At 39.0% G+C, this 22,292-nt stretch carries 20 protein-coding genes and 1 pseudogene; 17 read left to right on the forward strand and 4 right to left on the reverse strand.

What is annotated here, in order from left to right:
- Positions 1-10: 10 nt before the first annotated feature.
- From infB to LO754_RS05070, 8 genes are all read left to right on the forward strand, one after another.
- Entirely contained in the window at positions 11-2,296 is a 2,286-nt protein-coding gene (gene infB, locus LO754_RS05035) for a translation initiation factor IF-2 (RefSeq protein WP_025218810.1), read from the forward strand.
- Positions 2,296-2,574: a DUF503 domain-containing protein gene (locus LO754_RS05040; protein ID WP_024361991.1), complete on the forward strand. Its 279-nt coding sequence runs from the start codon at positions 2,296-2,298 to the stop codon at positions 2,572-2,574. The genes infB and LO754_RS05040 overlap by 1 nt, the downstream gene beginning before the upstream one ends.
- 131 nt (positions 2,575-2,705) lie before the next feature.
- Positions 2,706-3,047: a 30S ribosome-binding factor RbfA gene (gene rbfA / locus LO754_RS05045; protein ID WP_024361990.1), complete on the forward strand. Its 342-nt coding sequence runs from the start codon at positions 2,706-2,708 to the stop codon at positions 3,045-3,047.
- Positions 3,048-3,124: 77 nt separating this feature from the next.
- Positions 3,125-4,036: a tRNA pseudouridine(55) synthase TruB gene (gene truB / locus LO754_RS05050; protein ID WP_229388778.1), complete on the forward strand. Its 912-nt coding sequence runs from the start codon at positions 3,125-3,127 to the stop codon at positions 4,034-4,036.
- Positions 4,037-4,049: 13 nt separating this feature from the next.
- Complete coding sequence (ribF, locus tag LO754_RS05055; RefSeq protein WP_229388779.1) at positions 4,050-5,000, forward strand: riboflavin biosynthesis protein RibF; 951 nt, start codon at positions 4,050-4,052, stop codon at positions 4,998-5,000.
- A 170-nt stretch (positions 5,001-5,170) separates the two neighbouring features.
- A complete protein-coding gene (gene rpsO, locus LO754_RS05060) occupies positions 5,171-5,440 on the forward strand; it encodes a 30S ribosomal protein S15 (RefSeq protein ID WP_008178982.1) in 270 nt (89 codons plus the stop codon).
- A 282-nt stretch (positions 5,441-5,722) separates the two neighbouring features.
- Complete coding sequence (pnp, locus tag LO754_RS05065; protein WP_024361987.1) at positions 5,723-7,837, forward strand: polyribonucleotide nucleotidyltransferase; 2,115 nt, start codon at positions 5,723-5,725, stop codon at positions 7,835-7,837.
- A 73-nt stretch (positions 7,838-7,910) separates the two neighbouring features.
- Positions 7,911-9,134, forward strand: coding sequence for a M16 family metallopeptidase (locus tag LO754_RS05070; RefSeq protein ID WP_024361986.1), 1,224 nt, complete (start codon positions 7,911-7,913; stop codon positions 9,132-9,134).
- A gap of 220 nt (positions 9,135-9,354) precedes the next feature.
- Here LO754_RS05070 and LO754_RS05075 read toward each other — a convergent pair whose 3' ends face one another.
- The 4 genes from LO754_RS05075 to LO754_RS05090 are packed head-to-tail and all read right to left on the reverse strand — an operon-like array spanning position 9,355 to position 11,834.
- A complete protein-coding gene (locus LO754_RS05075; protein ID WP_024361985.1) occupies positions 9,355-9,969 on the reverse strand; it encodes an ABC-2 transporter permease in 615 nt (204 codons plus the stop codon).
- A 15-nt stretch (positions 9,970-9,984) separates the two neighbouring features.
- Positions 9,985-10,611 carry an ABC-2 transporter permease gene (locus LO754_RS05080; protein ID WP_024361984.1) on the reverse strand — a complete coding sequence of 209 codons (627 nt, stop codon included), beginning with the start codon at positions 10,609-10,611 and terminating at the stop codon, positions 9,985-9,987.
- Positions 10,608-11,456 carry an ABC transporter ATP-binding protein gene (locus LO754_RS05085; protein ID WP_025218814.1) on the reverse strand — a complete coding sequence of 283 codons (849 nt, stop codon included), beginning with the start codon at positions 11,454-11,456 and terminating at the stop codon, positions 10,608-10,610. The genes LO754_RS05080 and LO754_RS05085 overlap by 4 nt, the downstream gene beginning before the upstream one ends.
- Positions 11,457-11,834, reverse strand: coding sequence for a GntR family transcriptional regulator (locus tag LO754_RS05090; RefSeq protein ID WP_025218815.1), 378 nt, complete (start codon positions 11,832-11,834; stop codon positions 11,457-11,459). It abuts the gene before it with no gap.
- Between the two features lie 145 nt (positions 11,835-11,979).
- Here LO754_RS05090 and LO754_RS05095 point away from each other — a divergent pair, with 145 nt between their 5' ends.
- The 9 genes and pseudogenes from LO754_RS05095 to LO754_RS05135 all read left to right on the forward strand — a co-directional run bounded on the left by LO754_RS05095 (position 11,980) and on the right by LO754_RS05135 (position 22,288).
- Positions 11,980-12,243 (forward strand): YlmC/YmxH family sporulation protein, encoded by a 264-nt coding sequence (locus LO754_RS05095; protein WP_024361981.1) that lies wholly within the window; start codon positions 11,980-11,982, stop codon positions 12,241-12,243.
- A gap of 9 nt (positions 12,244-12,252) precedes the next feature.
- Complete coding sequence (locus tag LO754_RS05100) at positions 12,253-13,032, forward strand: dipicolinate synthase (protein WP_024361980.1); 780 nt, start codon at positions 12,253-12,255, stop codon at positions 13,030-13,032.
- Complete coding sequence (locus LO754_RS05105) at positions 13,026-13,616, forward strand: dipicolinate synthase subunit B (RefSeq protein WP_024361979.1); 591 nt, start codon at positions 13,026-13,028, stop codon at positions 13,614-13,616. The genes LO754_RS05100 and LO754_RS05105 overlap by 7 nt, the downstream gene beginning before the upstream one ends.
- Positions 13,617-13,698: 82 nt before the next feature.
- Positions 13,699-14,736: an aspartate-semialdehyde dehydrogenase gene (locus LO754_RS05110; RefSeq protein WP_024361978.1), complete on the forward strand. Its 1,038-nt coding sequence runs from the start codon at positions 13,699-13,701 to the stop codon at positions 14,734-14,736.
- A 13-nt stretch (positions 14,737-14,749) separates the two neighbouring features.
- Positions 14,750-15,644 (forward strand): annotated as a pseudogene (gene dapA / locus LO754_RS05115) (4-hydroxy-tetrahydrodipicolinate synthase).
- 323 nt (positions 15,645-15,967) lie between these two features.
- Positions 15,968-17,635 carry a ribonuclease J gene (locus tag LO754_RS05120; RefSeq protein WP_024361976.1) on the forward strand — a complete coding sequence of 556 codons (1,668 nt, stop codon included), beginning with the start codon at positions 15,968-15,970 and terminating at the stop codon, positions 17,633-17,635.
- A 305-nt stretch (positions 17,636-17,940) separates the two neighbouring features.
- Positions 17,941-20,235 carry an FtsK/SpoIIIE family DNA translocase gene (locus tag LO754_RS05125; RefSeq protein ID WP_024361975.1) on the forward strand — a complete coding sequence of 765 codons (2,295 nt, stop codon included), beginning with the start codon at positions 17,941-17,943 and terminating at the stop codon, positions 20,233-20,235.
- 188 nt (positions 20,236-20,423) lie between these two features.
- A complete protein-coding gene (locus LO754_RS05130) occupies positions 20,424-21,152 on the forward strand; it encodes a GntR family transcriptional regulator (protein WP_024361974.1) in 729 nt (242 codons plus the stop codon).
- A gap of 53 nt (positions 21,153-21,205) precedes the next feature.
- Positions 21,206-22,288, forward strand: a complete 1,083-nt coding sequence (locus LO754_RS05135) for a BMP family lipoprotein (protein ID WP_229388783.1) — start codon at positions 21,206-21,208, stop codon at positions 22,286-22,288.
- Positions 22,289-22,292 lie beyond the last annotated feature (4 nt).

Genomic DNA, 22,292 nt, shown 5'->3' on the forward strand with positions numbered 1-22,292 from the left:
GGGTGAGCAGATGACCAAAATCAGAGTTCATGAATATGCCAAACAAGTGAATAAATCGAGTAAAGAGGTTATTGAAGCGCTAAGTAAATTAAATGTGAGTGTAACGAACCATATGTCTATGTTGGAAAAAGATACTGTGGCAAAGTTAAATCAATCATTTAAAGCACCGACAGAGAAAAGAGAGGCAAGGCAAGCTACTCAAAATGTAACACAACGTTCGCAAGCGAATGGACAACAAAAACCACAGCAATCGGTGAAAAAGCAAGATGGACAAAAGCAGCAATCTGCTACATCGACGCCGAAAGCAAATCATTATAATACGCAACAAAACTCAAATTCGTCTAACGAAAAATCTAAGAATACTAAAGGTAATCAAAATAGAAATATGACACAAAATAATAATAATAACAATAATAATAATAATCGCAGAGGCGGTGGTGGATACAACCAACGTCCAAAACCAGGAATCCACGGTGGTAAACGCCGTCATCCAAAAACGCATCAACCAACATTACCAATTAAACAAAAAGAACTACCAGAAAAAATTACTTTTGTTGAGTCGCTTTCAGTAGCAGAATTAGCAAAAAAATTATATCGTGAACCATCTGAAATCATTAAAAAATTATTTATGCTTGGCGTAATGGCAACAATTAACCAAGAATTAGATAAGGATGCAATTGAATTAATTTGCGCAGACTACGGTGTAGAAGTTGAAGAAGAAATCCGTGTAGATATTACGGATTTAGAAACTCACTTCGAGCAAACAGAAGAAGTCAATGAAGCTGAATTATCAGAACGTCCACCTGTAGTAACAATTATGGGTCACGTTGACCACGGTAAAACGACTTTACTTGACTCAATTCGTCATACAAAAGTGACAGCTGGAGAAGCTGGTGGTATTACACAGCATATCGGTGCTTACCAAGTAACAGAAGGCGACAAAAAGATTACGTTCCTTGATACACCAGGGCACGCTGCATTTACAACAATGCGTGCACGCGGTGCAAAAGTAACGGACTTAACAATTCTAGTAGTAGCAGCTGACGACGGTGTGATGCCTCAAACAGTTGAAGCCATTAACCATGCAAAAGCTGCAGAAGTGCCAATTATTGTTGCTGTCAACAAAATGGATAAACCTTCAGCAAACCCTGATCGTGTAATGCAAGAATTAACTGAGCATGGTTTAGTACCTGAAGCTTGGGGTGGCGATACGATTTTCGTGCCAATTTCAGCATTAAAAGGTGAAGGTATTGATACATTGCTAGAAATGGTATTACTTGTTGCCGAAGTGGGAGAGCTAAAAGCAAATCCAGATCGTTTAGCACTTGGTACTGTAATTGAAGCACAGCTTGATAAAGGCCGTGGTTCTGTTGCAACACTATTAGTACAAGACGGTACATTAAAAGTTGGTGATCCAATCGTAGTTGGTCACGCTTATGGCCGTGTTCGTGCAATGGTTAACGATAAAGGGCGTCGCGTAAAAGAAGCTGGTCCATCTACACCAGTCGAAATTACAGGTTTAAACGATGTACCGCAAGCTGGGGACCGCTTCGTTGTCTTCGAAGACGAAAAAACAGCTCGTCAAGTTGGTGAAACTCGTGCAATGACAGCTATTCAAGCACAACGTTCTGAAAAACAACGTGTCACGCTTGATAACTTATTTGAACAAATGAGTCAAGGCGAAATGAAAGAGTTAAACTTAATCGTTAAAGCTGACGTTCAAGGTACTGTAGAAGCAATGGCTGCTTCATTAATGAAAATTGATGTAGAAGGCGTAAATGTGAAAATTATTCATACTGGCGCTGGCGCAATTACAGAATCAGATATTTCTCTTGCCGCAGCATCGAATGCAATCGTAATTGGTTTCAACGTACGACCAGATACAAATGCAAAACGTGCAGCAGAGGAAGAAGGCGTAGATATTCGTCTACACCGCGTTATTTATAAAGTAATTGAAGAAATTGAGCAAGCGATGAAAGGTATGCTAGACCCAGAATTTGAAGAAAAAATCATCGGTCAAGCGGAAGTTCGTCAAACAATTAAAGTATCTAAAGTTGGTACAATCGCAGGTTCTTACGTAACAGAAGGTAAAGTAACACGTGATTCTGGTGTCCGTGTAATTCGTGACAACGTGGTAATCTTCGAAGGCGAATTAGATACATTAAAACGTTTCAAAGATGAAGTAAAAGAAGTAGCAAGAGGATACGAATGTGGTATTACGATTACAAACTTCAATGACATTAAAGAAGGCGACATCATTGAAGCCTACATTATGGAAGAAGTTAAACGTGCATAATGATTGTATACGTTGAGGTAGAATTTATTATCCAAACTGCCCATTCGTTAAAGGAAAAACGCGCTGTATTACAGCGTATGATTACGCGCACAAAACAGAAGTTTAATGTATCCATTGCCGAAATTGACCATCAAAATGTATGGCAGCGTACGAAATTAGCGCTTGTTGCTGTTTCTTCCTCGAAGGACGCAGCAGAGCGTGAAATCAATCACGCCCTTCATTATTTGCAGTCAAATCCGTCTTGGGAACAACTTAATGTGTGGCGAGACTATTTATAAGCAGCAAAGGTTATTTGTAAGATTTAGGATGGTTATTGTCAATGAAAGTGTTAGGTTTGTTTAAAACCTTTTATTGACATAGTCATTCGCTTAACGCAAATAGCTGAACATCGAAATAGAGGTGACTAATTATGTCTCTACGCTCAAACCGTGTTGCTGAGCAAATGAAAAAAGAGCTTGGTGATATTATTGGCCGTAAAATTAAAGATCCGCGTGTTGGCTTCGTTACTGTTACTGGTGTAGATGTAACAGGTGATTTACAACAAGCGACAATTTATATTACATCATTAGGCAATGAACGTGAACGTGAGGAAACGCTAAAAGCTTTAGTAAAAGCTGCTGGTTTTATCCGTTCTGAAATCGGTTCTCGTATTCGTTTACGTCGAACACCAGAATTAATCTTTGAATTTGACTCATCGATTGAGTATGGTAACCGCATTGATTCATTACTACGTGGTTTACACAAAGAATAACAACAGTAAAAGTCTGCCACATGCATCTTCATGCAGGCAGGCTTTTTTCATGTGATGGTACTAAAAGGGGGATTTAGATGAACGGTATTTTACCGCTTTGGAAAGAACGTGGCATGACGAGTCATGATTGCGTCTTTAAATTACGAAAAATATTGCGAACAAAAAAAGTTGGCCATACGGGCACTTTAGATCCAGGAGTAGAAGGGGTTCTGCCCATCTGTATCGGACAGGCAACACGTATTGCCGAATATTTAACGGATGCAGGGAAGACCTATGAGGCAGTTATTTCCATTGGGCGAACAACGACGACTGAAGATGCAGAAGGGGAAACGGTTAAGGAAGATACTACAAATAAGGCGTTTACGCGTGCCGAGTTGCTGGATGTCTTAGCTTCCTTAACGGGTGTTATTAATCAGACACCACCGATGTTTTCAGCTGTTAAAGTCAATGGGAAACGGCTATATGAATATGCTCGTAAAGGCGAAACGGTGGAAAGACCGACAAGACAGGTGACCATTTATGCGTTAGAGTTACTTGATGATAAGGAAATTTACGAAGGGCATGAAATTACATTCCCTGTAAGGATTTCATGTAGCAAAGGCACATATATTCGTACATTAGCTGTACAAATTGGTGAAGCGCTAGGCTATCCTGCACATATGCAAGAGCTTGTACGAACTGCGTCTGGCACATTTACACAAGACAATTGTTTTACACTAGCACAAGTTGCCGAATTAATGGAAAATGAACAAATTCATACATGCATTCTTCCAGTAGAATATGCCTTATCAGACTATCCATATATTGAAATAACATCATCGATTGAAAAAGAAATTTTCAATGGACAAGTGCTTCCAGCAGATGCATTATTAAAGGTGCATGATAAAATTGTGTTTGGAATCAAAGGGAAAGCATTTGCGGTTTATCAAGCCCATCCGACAAAAGAAGGGTTGATGAAGCCACATAAAATGTTCCCAACGATAGAGTAGGAGGATTTTTTGTATGGAGGTCATTCATTTAAAATACCCACACCAATTACAACAGCGAGAAAGTATCCAGCCGTACTCATTGGCAATTGGCTTTTTTGATGGTGTACATATTGGACATCAGGCGGTTATTGAAGCGGCCAAGCAAGAGGGGGGCAAGCGACAAATCCCGACTGCCGTTATGACATTTGATCCGCATCCATCATTAGTGCTAGGCGGACGCAATGAAAAAGTATTTTATATTACATTACTACAGCAAAAATTGCAGCTGTTTGAAGAACTAGGTGTTGATACGGTATTTGTTGTACACTTCACATCAGACTTTGCGAAGCTGTCACCGGCTGCTTTTATTGATACCTTTATTCGAGGGTTAAATATTCAACATGTTACAGCAGGATTTGATTTTTCATTTGGTGCATTTGGGAAAGGCACGATGGAAGATATGCGTGTCTTAAGCAATGGCGAATATGGTGTAACGGTGGTCGATAAGAAAGCTGACTCGCTTGAGAAAATCAGCTCAACACGCATTCGTAAAGTATTACAAGAGGGCGATATGGAGGCTGCTCGTATGCTTCTAGGCCGTCCATTTGAAATAAAGGGTATTGTGGTGCATGGCGATAAACGTGGACGTACAATCGGCTTTCCTACTGCAAATGTACAAGCACTAGAGGGTACTTACATTCCAGCAAGTGGTGTGTATGCAGTACGACTGCTTGTACAAAATAATTGGTATGATGGTGTATGTAATGTAGGTTATAAACCAACATTTAAAGATCCAAACGACAAGCAATTATCTATCGAAGTACATATTTTAAACTTCGAGAAAAACATCTATGGGGAAGAAGTACATGTTGCTTGGTATAAACGTATTCGAAGCGAGCGGAAGTTTGACGGAATTGAAGCGCTAAAAATTCAAATAGAGAAAGATAAGCAAGAGGCTATACAATTTTTTCATGTTATGAAATAGCGCTGTCCGCAGCATCACATGGCATGAGCTATGTTATTACTTGCTTGCCCCATTGTTTTATGGTAACATTCATAAGTGCATAAAGTGCTTAACCTTAGCTCGGTATACCGATGACTCCAACGTTTACTGTGCTAATGGGGATTTAACAATTATTTAGGAGGTCAATACAAATGGCTATTACAAAAGAACGTAAAAACGAAATTATCGCTGAGTACCGTACTCACGAAAGTGACACTGGTTCTCCAGAAGTACAAGTTGCAGTTTTAACAGCTGAAATCAACGCTTTAAACACTCACTTACGTACACACAAAAAAGATTTCCACTCTGAGCGTGGTCTTCTTAAAATGGTAGGTCGTCGTCGTCACTTACTTAAATATCTTCGTGAAACTGACGTTCAACGTTACCGTGAACTAATCAATCGTTTAGGCTTACGTCGCTAATTGACAATCGAAAAGCGGGATTATTCCCGCTTTTTCTTTATGTTTATAAACTTTCTAGCTAACGACGAATCGCAACAAGATAAGTAAAAATATAAGATGAAAACAAGCAAAAACGCCATTCCAACCAAATAAAGCAATAAATCCTAAATAAATTGGCAATAACTGAATTTAAATGTATGATTATTTCATGAAATATTTAGCATAGAACAAGCATTTTTGGTACACTTACTATTAGTACATACAGACGAGTAAGTGTTTTTATAATAGAGAGGGGTTCATTGAATGAACGAAAAGAAAGTCTATTCCTACGAATGGGCTGGCCGTCCACTTGTAATTGAAGTAGGACAGTTAGCAAAACAAGCAAATGGAGCAGCATTAGTACGCTATGGTGATACTTCTGTACTTGCAACAGCAACAATGTCAAAATCACCCAAACCACTTGATTTCTTCCCATTAACAGTAAACTACGAAGAACGTTTATATGCAGCAGGTAAAATTCCTGGCGGCTTTATTAAACGTGAAGGACGCCCATCTGAAAAAGCAATTCTAGCAAGCCGTTTAATTGACCGTCCAATTCGTCCGATGTTCCCAGACGGTTTCCGTAATGAAGTACAAGTTATTTCTATGGTTATGTCTAATGACCCTGATTGCACATCTGAAATGGCAGCAATGGTAGGTTCATCATTAGCATTAGCAATTTCTGATATTCCATTCGATGGACCAATTGCCGGTGTACAAGTTGGTTATATTGACGGTGAATTCATCGTGAACCCAACTGTTGAGCAAGCGAACATGTCAACAATCCATTTATCTGTAGCGGGTAACAAGGATGCTATTAACATGGTTGAAGCGGGCGCTTTAGAAGTGCCTGAAGAAGTAATGTTAGAAGCAATTATGTTCGGTCATGAAGAAATTAAAAAAATAATTGCTTTCCAAGAACAAATTGTTGCTGAAGTAGGGAAAGAAAAATTACCTGTCACATTATTTGAAATTGATGAAGCGATTCAAGCAGATATTAAAGCAGCTTGTGAAACTGATATGCATGACGCTATTCAAACAGCTGAAAAGCATGCACGTGATGAAGCAATCACTGCGGTGAAAGATCGTATCATTGCTTCTTATGAAGAGCAAGAAGCCGATGAAACAACAATGAAACAAGTGCATACTATTTTAGATAAAATGGTAAAAGACGAAGTACGTCGTCAAATTACAGAAGATAAAATCCGTCCAGATGGTCGTAAGTTGGATGAAATTCGTCCACTTTCTTCTGAAACAGGGCTATTACAACGTACGCACGGTTCAGCATTATTTACACGTGGACAAACACAAGCCTTATCAATTTGTACATTAGGTGCACTTGGTGATGTTCAAATTATTGACGGCTTAGGTGTTGAGGAATCTAAACGCTTTATGCATCACTACAATTTCCCACAATTCTCTGTAGGGGAAACTGGCCCAATTCGTGGACCAGGTCGTCGTGAAATCGGTCACGGTGCTCTAGGTGAGCGTGCACTAGAAGCAGTTATTCCTGATGAATCTGTATTCCCATACACAATCCGTTGTGTATCAGAAGTACTTGAATCGAACGGTTCAACATCACAAGCATCAATTTGTGCTTCTACATTAGCTATGATGGATGCTGGTGTTCCGTTAAAAGCACCTGTTGCAGGTATCGCGATGGGGCTGATTAAAAAAGGCGAGCATTATTCCATTTTAACAGATATCCAAGGTATGGAAGACCATCTTGGCGATATGGACTTTAAAGTAGCAGGTACGGCTAAAGGCGTAACAGCACTTCAAATGGATATTAAAATTGACGGTCTATCACGAAATATTTTAGAAGAAGCATTGACTCAAGCTAAAATTGGCCGTATGCATATTTTAGAATCAATGCTTGCAACATTGGCTCAACCACGTGAAAAATTATCTGCTTATGCACCAAAAATCGTGATTGTACGTATCAATCCAGATAAAATCCGCGATGTTATTGGACCAGGCGGTAAGCAAATTAATAAAATTATTGAAGAAACTGGCGTAAAAATTGATACAGAACAAGATGGTACAATTTACATCTCTTCAGCAGACGAAGAAATGAACGCTCGTGCAAAACAAATTATCGAAGACATCGTACGTGAAGCAAAAGTGGGCGAATACTACTTATCCACTGTAAAACGTATCGAAAAATTCGGTGCATTCTGTGAAATCTTCCCAGGGAAAGATGGCTTATTACACATCTCTGAAATTCAAGAGGAACGTACAAAGCAAGTGGAAGATGTGTTAAAACTAGGCGATCAATTACTTGTAAAAGTAATTGAAATCGACAAACAAGGTCGTGTGAATTTATCTCGTAAAGTGGTTATTCAAGAAGAAAAAGAACGCGCAGAACAAGGTAAATAATTTGATAAAAAAAGGCTGCGTATGATGCGCAGCCTTTTTTAAATAAAACGGATGTATAAGAGGAGGAGAATATTTGGTACAAGTACATACATGTCAAAACGGTGTGCGTATTGTGTCAGAGCAAATTGATCATGTTAGATCTGTTGCACTTGGCATATTTGTCAATGCTGGTTCACGCTATGAATTACCAGAGGAAAATGGGATTACGCACTTTATAGAGCATATGCTTTTTAAAGGTACAACAACGCGAAGTGCCCGCCAAATCGCTGAAGAGTTTGACCGTATTGGAGGCGAATTAAATGCCTTTACTTCAAAAGAAAATACTTGCTACTATGCGAAAGTTTTAGACCATCATGCAGAGCTGGCTATTTCCATCCTAGCAGATATGTTCTTTCATTCGACATTTGCAGAAGAGGAATTAGAAAAGGAACGTCAAGTCGTATTAGAGGAAATATTAATGAGTGAGGATGCTCCAGATGATGATGTGCATGAAAAGCTTTGGGAAGTCATGTATCCAAATGATGCCCTAGGTCGCCCGATTTTAGGGACCGCCGCTACGTTAAAAACATTTACAGCAGATATGATTCGCAATTATATGGCGAAACATTATGGACCAGAATCAATTGTTATTTCTGTGGCAGGCAATATTTCTCCAACCCTATTAACTACGATTGAAGATTTATTCGGACGTTACGAAGCATCACCACTTGCTGTTGTACCTGTCCTAACAAATCCTCAGTTCCATCCAGGAGAAATAACGAAAACGCGAGATACGGAGCAGGCGCATTTAGCCCTTTCTTACCCAGCTATTGGCGTCAAAGATCCGGATATGTATAGCTTTATTGCGTTAAATAATATTATTGGTGGCAATATGAGTTCTCGACTATTTCAAGAAGTACGTGAAGAGCGTGGCTTAGCATATACAATTTTCTCCTACCAATCTTGCTACGCAGATGTTGGGGCATTTACAATTTACGGCAGTGCAAGTCGTCAACAACTATCGCAATTGCAACATACCATTGATGCCACACTACTTGATATCGTAGCGGGGGGCGTGACGGAGGAAGAGTTAGATAATGCCAAGGAACAGTTAAAAGGAAGCTTTGTGCTTGGCCTTGAAGGAACAGGCGCACGCATGAACCGAAATGGTACTAGTGAATTAGTGCACCGAAGACATCGGTCAGTAGATGAAGTACTCGCGTCCATCGATGCGGTAACGATGGAGTCTGTAGATCGTCTTATCTCGAAAATATTAAAAGCTGAGCCAGCGATTTCCATCATCGGACCTGAAGCTTAACATAAAGCAGATAACGTTAATATAAAAAGTGCGAGGCATCCAACAATTCAAATGTTGGATGCCTTTTCTTGCGAAAAACTGACACTTAAGAGGGATTGTCGCCACAAGTGTGAGAGATATGTTCCCAAAAGCGAGCGCATGGAATGGAATTGGAACTCAATTAAAATTGAGCAAAGCCCCATCACGATACTTATGATGAGGCTTAGCATATTGCGGAGCATTAAAAAATCTCTTTTGCTGTATAGAGCACATGGCATTTTCGAAAAACGACAACACTAATAATGGCGCTAAGGACTGTTGGTATTAATATAATGGACAAATTGGCGGCTGCCATTGCTAAGTAATAATGAATTGGAAAATTAATAAAAAAAATACCTACTATATAAATAAACATTTTAAAGGAACGCGTCCCTTTAGTTTCCGCTAAATGATGTAAATAAAACTGCGTACAAATAAGCAAAATCGCACAGCTAATATTAGCGAAATAAATAGCGAAATGCTCGAAACGATTACTTTGTTCGTAAAACGATGAAAAGTAAATAGGAGCAGATGTGATAAAAAGTAATGCAATAAAGCTGTAGCAATAGAGATAATCCGCTAGTAACTGCGTTTTTTTAGTTAAAGGAAGACTGTTTACAAAGAGTTCCCACTTCACTTTATGATCTTGCGTATACATGCTTTGGACTATCGTTGCAGATAAAATTAACGCAAACATGGCGATAGAAGCATTACTAAAATAACGGAAGTTGATTAAAGTTATAAATAAGCTAATGATAATCACTATAAAAATATGCCCCTTTTGCATGGACAATCTATGCCATAATAAAGCTTTCATGGTGCACACCCCTTTTTAAAAATCCTTGCGTTTATAGATTGCTGTTGCAATTAGAGAAGATAACCATAAAATAAATAGTCCAATAAATGGTGCTAAATAGCTGAACTGTTGTAGCTTAGAAATCGTAATCACAACATCTGCAAAATACTCCTCTAACAGCCCAATGAGTAAACCAGGAATAAAGCATAAAACAATTAGAACGATTCGACCTTTTATAGAACCGTATTTGATATAAATCGGTAGGATTAAAGCAAGCAAACAAAATGCCGCCCCAATTAGAAGATTGAATGTAAGGAAAAAATTAGCGGTTCCCCAATCGTTTGTAAAATGATTCATGATAAAAACTACAGGTAATGCAATAATTAGACCAATTAACATTAACACAAGGCTAAGCATGTATTTACTAAGGACAATTTCGCTCTTGCTAATGGGTAAGGTATTGACATATTTGTCCCAGCTGCAAAGTTCATCGTAGGTAAGGGCAGTAATGGCCTGAATAACAAGGATAAATAATATAAAGGAAAAAATAATTGATCCTTGCCCCATTAGTATGGAAAAAAGCAGCATGGGGATAAGTATAAAAGCTTGTGTCTTTAGCTGACGCTGTATCGTCATTAAATCTTTTACTACAAGAGCAGTCATGGCTGAACACTACCTTTCACGAAAAATAGCATGATATCCTCAATAGTCGGTCTTTCAACGGTAAATGCTTCGTTTATTTCATTTTTTAGCACAAGTACTTCAAGCCCGAAAGTACCATCGCGTTTTTGAATAATTGCTTGCTCAGGTAATTCGCTTATTTCCTCATTCGTCCCTTTAAAAATCCCGTAATCATATAGTAAGACATCCTTGCTTTCACTAAATAATATTTCACCGTTATGAATAAATGTAATATAGTCAGCTATCTTTTCTAAATCACTTGTTATATGTGATGAAAATAGTATGCTATGTGTTTCATCCTGCATAAACGCTAAAAATAAGTCGAGAATTTCATCACGTATAATTGGGTCTAATCCACTGGTTGGTTCATCTAAAATTAATAATTTTGGATGGTGCGACAATGCTAACGCTATCGATAGCTTCATCCTCATTCCTCGAGACAACTCTTTTACCTTTTTTCGTTTAGGCACCTTAAATTGCGTCAATCGCTCAAAATAATAATTCGAATCCCATGTTTTAAATACCCTTTTCATAAATTTGTCGAGTTGCGTCGCATTCAGCGTTTCAGGTACATGCAGCTCGTCGAAAACGACACCGATGTCGTTTTTTATCGCAAGCTCATATTCGACAATATCTTTACCGAATAGCAAAATTTCGCCATATTCTTTTTTTAATAAATTAAGCATGCATTTTATGGTAGTGGATTTACCTGCACCGTTTTCACCAACAAAGCCCATTACTGTTCCTTGAGGTACTGAAAAACTAATATCTTTTAGTGAAAAGCCTTCAAAGCCTTTGTGTAAATCATGGATTTCAATGGCATTCATTTAGTTGTCCTCCTCTACAATTAATGAAAGTAAGTCTACTAACTCCTCTTTTGCAAGTCCGGCGGTTTTAGCTGTTCTGACGGCTTTTTGCAAATGCTCCTCTACTTGGCGCAATAACTCCTCCCGTAAAAAATCTTGGTTACGTTCAGTAACAAAGCTACCTTTTCCCGCTACCGTTTCAATAAAGCCGTCTCGCTCTAAATCTGCATATGCTCGTTTGGTTGTCATCACGCTAATTTTGAGATCCTTGGCGAGTGCACGTATAGAGGGTAGTGCATCGCCTGCGTGAAGTTTATTGGCTAAAATGGCTTCTTTTAGCTGAACAGTAATTTGTTCATAGATTGGTTTATCACTCGCGTTGCTTAAATGGATACGCACTTATTTTCACCTCTTGATTATAACTGTATATACACACTATACACAGTATGTATGAAAGTTGCAACCTAGAAGTACTTTTGTATGGGGCACGAATTGCAAAAACTCGGCATATATTGGGTTAACGGCTCAAGGAGGGAGATGAGGCATGCTATTATCTGAAATGGTGGATAAAGAATTGATTCAAGTTGAAGGTGGTGTACATTTTGGCATACTGGCACACACAGAATGCCTATTAGATGTGCAGACAGGAAAGATACATGGATTTGAGATTATTAAAGAAAAAATGCCATTCCAAAAGAAGAAAGTAAAAGTTAGTGAAATGATTCCGTGGCATGAAATTATATTAATTGGAGAAGATCGTATTTTATTTAACAAAACGACGACAGTACAGTCTGAATTTTTACAGTGAGGTGAGCTTTTGGAAAACGAAAAATGGCTGGTAATCGGCGAGGACTCAAGATTAAAAGAATTAGCGACGATGTTGCGAAGTCCTTCACGTACAGTATTTTATAAAAGAACTTCAGTTTGGAATGAGGAGTTAAATAAACTTGTTTTAGAGTTCCAGCCTAATAAAATTGTTCTCCCTATACTTCCGTTGAAGATAGAAGTGGAGCAATTGTATGGCATATCACAAGTGAAGTTTTATACGGGTCGATTAACGATGCATTGGAAGCAATTGCTAGAAAAAAATGACACGAATTGTTACTTGCAACAGGAGTCTTTTATTTGGCAAAATGCAAGGTTGACGGCGGAGGGATTTATCGCCACGTTTTACGGACTCGAGCAGAAATGTATTTACGGACAAAACTTTACGATCGCAGGCTTTGGTCGCATCGCCAAAATGCTCGCTTCTTTACTCGTAAAGATGGGCGCTAATGTGCATATTGTTGCGCGTTCAGTGGTACAAGTGAGTGAAGCAAAAGCATATGGCTATAAAGCTTCGAATTTAGACGATCGAAAATGGTCCATACATGATGGGATTTTCATTAATACGATTCCAGCGAAGTGGATTACAGAATCGTTTCAGGATCATGTGCCAGCCGTGTTATATGATTTAGCTTCGGAGCCAGGCTGTTTAGATATTGATGCGGACCAATTGCAAACGTATGTACTATTGCCATCATTACCTGGGAAATACTTTGCACATGATGCGGCAGAAATTTTGTGCAAGGCAATAGAGGAGGAAGAAAATTGCTGACGGGTAAACGAATTGGTTTAGGCATTACGGCTTCACATTGTACGTATGAAGATGTTGTACCAAAGATTCAAAATTTTATTGATGCAGGGGCGACCGTTATCCCCATTATTACGCATTCAGTATTACATGCCGCAACACGTTTTGGAACAGGGGAAGAATGGATTGCGAAAATAGAGGCTTTGACAGGGGAAAAGGTTATTTCTTCTATAAAAGAAGCGGAACCATTTGGGCCTTCCAATCCGTTGGATGCAATGGTCATAGCACCAATGACTGGCAATAGTATTAGTAAATTTGCCAATGCCGCGACGGATAGTCCTGTGCTCATGGCTGCAAAGGCAACTTTGCGAAATGGCTCCCCAGTCGTTCTAGGTATTTCTACAAATGATGCACTGGGCTTAAATGGCATCAATATTATGAAACTGCTCAATGCGAAAAACATCTACTTTATTCCATTTGGTCAGGATTCACCACATGGAAAACCCAATTCATTAATTGCTGATTTTGACCAAATGGTCGACACGGTTCATGCAGCAATTACGCAGAAAAAGCAATTACAACCACTGTTGATACAATATTTCAAATAAATCATTAATTGCACACAATTTTCAGTATTTTTATGATACAATATCACACATTATGGAACTTGTATTCAAGGAGAGATGACAGATGACTAAGCAGTTAACAGTTGCGGTTGTAGGTGCAACAGGAGCAGTAGGTTCAAAAATGATGGAACAGCTAATTAAACGTAAATTTCCGATCGGACAGATTAAGTTTTTAGCTTCTGCACGTTCCGCAGGAAAACCAATCGAATTTAATGGTGAGACGTATACAATTGAAGAAGCGACACCTGAAGCTTTTGAAGGCGTCAATGTCGCTTTATTCTCTGCGGGAGGTTCTGTATCGGCAGTGCTTGCGCCAGAAGCGGCTAAACGCGGGGCAGTAGTCATTGACAATACGAGCCATTTCCGTATGGACCCAGAGGTGCCCCTAGTAGTACCTGAGGTGAATCGCGGCGATCTTGCTAAACATAAGGGGATTATCGCTAATCCGAACTGCTCAACAATCCAAATGGTTGCAGCGCTTGAACCAATCCGTGCAACATTTGGTTTAACAAAAGTATTGGTATCGACGTACCAAGCAGTTTCTGGTGCAGGGATTTCAGCAATTGAAGAACTAAAAGCACAAAGCGCAAACTGGGATGCAGGTAAAGATGTAGAAGCAAATATTTTACCGAGTGGTGGCGACAAACGTCATTTCCCAATTGCCCGTAATGTCATTCCACAAATTGATAAATTTACTGACAATGGCTTTACATATGAAGAAATGAAAATGATTAATGAAACGAAGAAAATTATGCATGCACCAGAGTTAAAAGTAGCTGCTACATGTGTACGTGTACCAGTTGTTTCAGGACACTCTGAATCTGTTTATATTGAAGTAGAAAAAGAGACAACAGTAGAAGGCATTTTCGAAGTATTACGAAATGCACCTGGAATTGTATTACAAGATGATATCGCAACACAAACTTACCCAATGCCGATTTACGCAGAAGGGGAAGATGCTACCTTTGTAGGACGTATCCGTCAAGACTTAGATAATAAAAAAGGATTCCACCTATGGATCGTATCAGATAATTTATTAAAAGGCGCTGCATTGAACTCTATTCAAATTGCAGAAGCAATGCTTGAGGATAACTTACTATAAGAGGGGTGTAAGGATGAATTTAGGTCGAATTGGAACGGCAATGATAACGCCGTTTAAAGAAGATGGTACGATTAATTATCCAGAACTAGAACGTATTATTAATCATTTAATTGATAATGGTACTGATTGCATTGTTGCATGTGGCACAACCTCTGAAAACCCAACTATGACCACAGAAGAAAAAATTGAAGTTGTACGATTTACAGTAGAAAAAGTAACGTGTACCGGTAATTGCAGGTACAGGGGACAATGAAACAGCCTATTCAATCGCGATGACGCATAAGGCTGAGGAAAATGGTGCGGATGGCATTATGTTAGTAGCACCTTATTATAATAAGCCAAACCAACGAGGTATTTACGCGCACTTTGAGACGATTGCAAAAGAAACAAAGTTGCCTGTGATGCTTTATAATGTTCCAGGACGTACAGGTATAAACGTTGCCTACGAGACGTCTGTTGATTTAAGTAAAATTCCTAATATCTCATGGATTAAAGAGGCGAGCGGGAATTTAGATCAAATGGGCGATATTATTGAAAACGTTGAAGCGGCAGATGATTTTTTAGTTTATAGCGGGGATGACGGATTAACATTACCATTGTTAGCAATTGGTGGTGCTGGTGTCATTTCAGTTGCTTCACACGTTGTCGGAAATGATATGCAGTTAATGATCAGATTATTTGAAGAAGGAAAGCATGAACAGGCTGCAAAAATTCATCGAGCATTATTACCTTTAGTACGTGCGCTATTTGCACAACCGAATCCTTCACCGATCAAATATGCGATGACAAAACTAGGCTTTGATACATTAAATGTTCGACTACCAATGGTGGAAATGACAGATGAAGAAAAAGCGAACTTCGACCAAATATGGGAAACGTACCAAGAAAAAGCTAAAAATTTTAGATAATAAGTGAAACTATAGATAAACTCGCCAATAAGAGTTTATCTATAGTTTTTTTATTGTTGCGGTGCCAGGCACTCAAACAATTTCATAACAAGCTAGGTGAAAATTCAAGGTAGAATCCAGCGGGAATGCGCAGGTGTAAGCCGCAACAAACCGCGTGTTAGCGAGGAGTTTCGGCTTACAACGTGCCAGCAGAAAGCGTAGTGGATTTTTACGATAGAATTGTTTGGGTGACTGGCACTTAAAATAATTTGTGCAAAAGCCTTGCAAATCGTATAATGAAAATAAGTGGTTGCTGTTCGGGATATTTTTTAGGAGGAAACAAATTGACAAAAAAGAAAAATGAATTAATTCGCATCATTCCACTAGGTGGTGTGGGCGAAATCGGAAAAGCAATGTGCGTAGTAGAAATTGACGAAGAGCTATTTGTAGTAGATAGCGGTTTAATGTTCCCAGAAGACGAGATGTTGGGCATTGACATCGTAATACCTGATATTACGTATTTAGAAGAAAACAAAGAGCGTGTGAAAGGGATTTTCTTAACACATGGTCATGAGGATGCCATTGGGTCAATCGCTTATATTTTACAAAAAGTGAAAGCACCAGTGTATGGATCAAAATTAACGATTGCACTTGCCAAAGAACATTTAAAGGAATTACCTGCACCACATCAGGTGAAATTCTTTGAAGTAACAAATCGTAGCCGTATGAATTTCAACTCTACGTATGTGACATTCTTCCATACAACACATAGTATTCCCGATTCGTTAGGGGTTGTGTTCCATACTTCTGAAGGAGCGATTGTTCATACTGGAGAGTTTAAATTCGACCAATCGGCAACAGGTAAGTTTAAACCGGATTTAGCCAAAATGGCACAGTTAGGTGAAGAAGGCGTATTTATCTTACTATCGGAGTCTTGTGAAGCAGAGCGACCAGGCTATACGACATCTGAAATTGTGATTGAAGAGCAATTATCAAAAACATTCCATTCGGCACCAGGTCGTATTTTAGTAGCTGTCTATGCGTCTAATTTCATTCGTATTCAACAAGTCCTAACGCAAGCGCAAAAATCGTTCCGCAAAGTGGTTATTGTGGGGAAACCTTTAGAAAAAGCTGTTGATTTAGGTGTACAGTTAGGGTACTTAACGGTAGAAGAAGATACGATTATTCCAATCTCTGAGATGCAAAAATATCAAGAAGAAGAAATTATTATTATCACAACTGGTAATAGAGGCGAACCGTTAGATGCGTTAGAGAAAATTGTTCGTAAGCATCATCGAGACATTAAAATTAAACAAAATGATACAGTACTTATTACGTTTACGCCGTCTCCTGGGATGGAAGTGCAAATGGCCAATACGATGAACTCCATCGCAAAAGCTGGAGCTGAAATTTTGACATCGAGTAAAAATGTCCATGTATCAGGTCACGGTAGCCAAGAAGATTTAAAACTAATGTTGAATTTAATGCAGCCGAAATACTTTATTCCAGTTCAAGGGGAATATCGTATGCTGATTGCACACTCTAAGTTAGCACAACAGCTTGGTATGCAAAAATCACAAATTTTTATCGCTGATAAAGGTGATATTGTCGAATACAAAAATGGCAAAATGCGAATGAGTGGTCGTGTACAAGCTGGTAATGTATTAATAGACGGTATCGGTGTAGGCGATGTTGGAAATATTGTTTTACGTGATCGTAAATTACTTTCGCAAGATGGTATTTTCATTGTTGTTGTCACTTTAAACCGTGCACAAAAGAAAATTGCTTCAGGTCCCGAAATTTTATCGCGTGGTTTCGTCTATGTGCGTGAGTCAGAGCAACTGATGGTAGAAGCATCTGAAATTGCGAAAAACGTGATTGAAAAATATGTTGGGAAAGATACTTTCGAATGGACAAATATTAAACAAGAAATTCGTGATACATTAAATACTTATTTATTCCAAAAAACGAAGCGCCGCCCTATGATTATCCCAATCATAATGGAGTATTAAAATTTTAAAAGATTTCTTTAACGCATATTGCTAACGAGTGACGCCACATTTTGCTGCGTTACCGATTGAATGTCAAAAGTATGTAAATGTCTTACATGAAAATGTGACATGACATAGTCAAGCACTTATAAATAAGCTTGTTTTTTGATAGGAGTCGAAAGTAGAGCAAGCTTTGAAGAAGTAGCGAAGGAGGAAGGATTTTCTTGCCGATAAAACGGTGGAAAATCCTTTTTTTGAAATAATCGAGTTCTACATGATATTATTCGCTACATATATAGAATGGATTGCAAAAGAAGGTGAAAAAGATGGCAAGTAATAAAAGGAAAAAAGTCACGAAAGCAAAACCAACATCCGATAAAAAAGAAATGCATCCGCTCATGTACGAAATTTTAGGGCTCATCTTAATCGCGATTGCGGTCATTATGATTTTTGAATATGGCATGATCGGGCGTATTTTACAAACCATTGCCATGTTTCTTTTAGGGAATTTACATTTTGCAGTGCCATTTATGCTTATATTTGTCGCATTGCTTCTTATGATTGGACAGAAAAAAGTAAGCCTAAAGGACCGGCTTATGTTAGGGATGGTTCTCATTGTTATGAGCTTGACTATTTTTAGTCATGGTATTTTATTTGAGCAATTAACAAAATCAGGTGGTTTATTATCGGAGTCTGTTTTGAGGGAGTCGTGGCGAATATTAATCGATACGGATGGTGTAGTCCATCGAAGTAATGCACTTGGCGGTGGTATGGTAGGTGCACTGTTATTTAGCGGTCTTCATGTATTATTTGAAGCTACAGGAGCCAAAGTGGTAGCTTGGGTTATTTTCTTTATCGGCTTAATTCTAGTTACAGGAAAAGCACTCGTTCCATATTTAGCTGAAAAAATGCCTGTGCTCTTTGGAAAATGGCAAAAAAAGCAGCAAGAAAAGAAAAAAAATACGCCAAAGAAGCCGAAAAGTCGCCGTTCCAGAGCGGAAAGTACAGACGAGGTTGCAGCGGTCAATCACGTGCAAGCAGCCTATGAGGAAGAAGAGGAAGTTCCTCATGAGCCAATTATTTCTGCCTTTACGCAAAATGTTTCACATGAGCGAGTAGAACCATTGCAGACTGTAGAGCCTGCGGAGATTGAAGACGGAGAGCTTATTGATGATGTTCATATTGGTAGTGCAGACGCTGTGGAAAATGCAGATTATCAGCTTCCTTCATTCAATTTATTACAAATGCCTCCACAACATGACCAAAGCGGTGAATATTCCGTTATTCAGGCAAATGCGAAAAAGCTAGAGCAAACATTGCAAAGCTTTGGTGTAAAAGCCAAAGTGACACAAGTTCATTTGGGACCTGCTGTAACAAAGTATGAGATTTTACCGGATATTGGTGTAAAAGTCAGTAAAATTGTCAACCTACAAGATGATCTTGCATTGGCACTTGCAGCGAAAGATATTCGGATGGAGGCACCGATTCCTGGAAAGTCTGCCATTGGTATTGAAGTTCCAAATAGTGAGGTAGCAATCGTTACATTGCGAGAAGTACTAGAGTCAAAAGACGGAGCAAAGCCGGAATCGCTATTACAAGTAGCTTTAGGGCGTGATATTACAGGACAAGCTGTGTTAGCAGAACTCAATAAAATGCCGCATTTACTTGTGGCAGGTTCAACGGGCAGCGGGAAAAGTGTGTGTATAAATGGCATTGTCGTATCCATACTAATGCGTACAAAGCCACATGAAGTCAAACTGATGATGATTGACCCGAAAATGGTGGAATTGAATGTTTATAATGGAATCCCTCATTTGTTAGCACCGGTTGTAACCGATGCGCGCAAAGCGTCACAAGCACTGAAAAAGGTCGTTTCAGAAATGGAACGACGCTATGATTTATTTTCACATACGGGCACGAGAAATATTGAAGGTTATAATGGGCATGTCCAAAAGGTCAATGAACAAACAGAGGAAAAGCACCCTAAATTGCCATACATCGTAGTTATTGTAGATGAGTTAGCAGACTTAATGATGGTTGCTTCAAATGACGTCGAGGATTCCATTACGCGTTTAGCACAAATGGCGCGAGCAGCGGGCATCCATTTAATATTAGCGACACAAAGACCAAGTGTAGACGTTCTAACGGGTGTTATTAAGGCGAATATCCCATCTCGAATCGCATTTGCAGTATCATCTGCAATTGATTCGAGAACGATTTTAGATATGGGTGGAGCAGAGCGCCTGCTTGGACGTGGCGATATGTTATTTTTACCTGCTGGTGCATCGAAGCCGAAACGCGTGCAAGGTGCCTTTTTATCTGATCAGGAAGTAGAAGCGGTTGTTGACTTTGTTATAGAACAACAAAAAGCACAGTATCAGGAAGAGATGATTCCAAGTGAAGAAGAGACTGTTTTAGAAGAAACGGATGAATTATTTGACGAGGCTGTGCAATTAGTAGTAAATATGCAGACCGCTTCGGTATCAATGCTACAACGTCGCTTCCGAATTGGTTATTCGCGTGCTGCGCGCATTGTCGATCAGATGGAACAACGCGGTATTGTAGGGCCTCCAGAGGGAAGTAAGCCTCGACAGGTGCTAATTCATCAATATGATAATTAAGGAAAAAACATGGGGTCATTGCGGAATTTATGTCCAAATGTTTGCGTCGAAAGTAAGGAAAGGATGATTTCTATTATTGATTTTGCTCAAAATAGTTTATTTCATTCTGCAAAAATGTTATATTTATGAACGATTAGTAGGAATGTTGTACATCAGATGTCTGATCTCTGATTTTGGTGGTGATTTATGTGACTATTAAAGCAGATCATCGTCATCTCTATCTTCAAGTAATTGATCGTTTAAAGTCTGACATCGAGACGGGCGTTTTCAAAGAAAATGAAAAACTTCCATCAGAATTTGAATTATCGAAATCACTAGGAGTAAGTCGAGCAACACTTAGAGAGGCGCTTCGACTGTTGGAAGAGGAAAATGTGATTGTGCGTCGACATGGGGTTGGTACATTTGTCAATCCTAAGCCGTTGTTTACATCAGGCATCGAGCATTTATCCAGTATTTCTTCTATGATCGAAACAGCAGGTATGGAACCAGGGTCTAAGTTTTTAAAGGCAACTGAGAATATCCCTTCTGATGAAGATTTAAAACGCTTCCAATGTGATGGCGAAGATAAAATACTCACGATTGAACGCGTCAGAACAGCAGATGGTGAGCCAGTAGTTTATTGTATAGACAAACTACCAGCTAGCTTCCTGCCTACTGACTTTGTTGACAAAAAAGAAGTTTCCCTTTTCTCGGCACTTGAGCAATCGGGTAAAATTCATGTTGCCTATGCTGTAACGTATATTGATCCGGTTGGGTATCATGAACAAGCATCACCGATTTTAAATTGTGGTCGTGAAACAGCTCTTTTAGTATTGAAACAGCTCCATTACGATGACAATGATCAAGTAGTGCTGTATTCAAAAAATTATTTCCGAGCTGATAAATTCAGCTTCCATGTAGTACGTAAACGGGTGTAGAACATTTCTAAATTATTTTCCTGCTAATTACAATACCTTGGGGGGTTAACAAAATGAAAAAACGTAAATTTGGTTTAGTCTTATCATCAGTTTTAGCTGCAAGTGCAATTTTAGGTGCATGTGGTACGAAAGACGAAGAAAAACCTGCAAAAGACAATGCTTCATCAGGCGATAACAAGACAGAAGAAACTTTTTCAGTAGCAATGGTTACTGACGTAGGTGGCGTTGACGACAAATCATTTAACCAATCAGCATGGGAAGGTGTTCAAGCTTATGGTAAAGAACACAACCTGAAAAAAGGTAAGGGTGGTTTCGACTACTTACAATCAGCTTCTGACGCTGACTACGAAACGAACTTAAACAATTTACTACGTCGTGACTTTGACTTAGTATTTGGTATTGGTTTCATGATGGCTGATGCTGTTGAAGCGGTAGCTGCTGACAACCCAGACAAACACTTTGCATTAATCGATGCTGAAGTAAAAGCTGATAACGTTGTATCTATCATGTTCAAAGAGCAAGAAGGTGCATTTTTAGCAGGTGTAGCGGCTGCTAAAATGTCTAAAACAGGTAAAATCGGCTTCGTAGGTGGCGTAGATATTCCAGTTATCAATCGTTTTGAAGCTGGTTTCGTTGAAGGTGCTAAAGCTGTTAACCCTGATATAGAAATTCAACGCAACTATACAGCTGCATTTGATAAAGCGGACCTTGGTAAAATTGCGGCTAACAGCATGTACTCTTCAGGCGTAGATATTATTTTCCACGCTGCTGGTGCAACTGGTAACGGTGTATTCTCTGAAGCAAAAGAGCGTAAAGCAAAAGACCCTAAGGCAAACGTATGGGTAATCGGTGTAGATGCTGACCAATATGATGAAGGTAAAGTAGATGATAAAACAAACGTTACTTTAACTTCTATGTTAAAAGGTGTTAACACTGCAGTAGTAGATTTCTCAAACAAAGCGAAAAATGGTGAATTCCCAGGCGGTACAACAGTTGTTTACGGTCTTGCTGAAGACGGTGTGAAACTGGCTGATTCTCGTGGTGCAATCCCAGCAGACGTACAAGCTGTTATTGACGAATATAAAGAAAAAATTATTAGCGGTGAAATCGTAGTTCCAGAAAAAGTGGAAAAATAATTCA

The organism is Lysinibacillus sp. GJ-1, assembly GCF_021166035.1.
Classification (GTDB): Bacteria; Bacillota; Bacilli; order Bacillales_A; family Planococcaceae; genus Lysinibacillus; species Lysinibacillus sphaericus.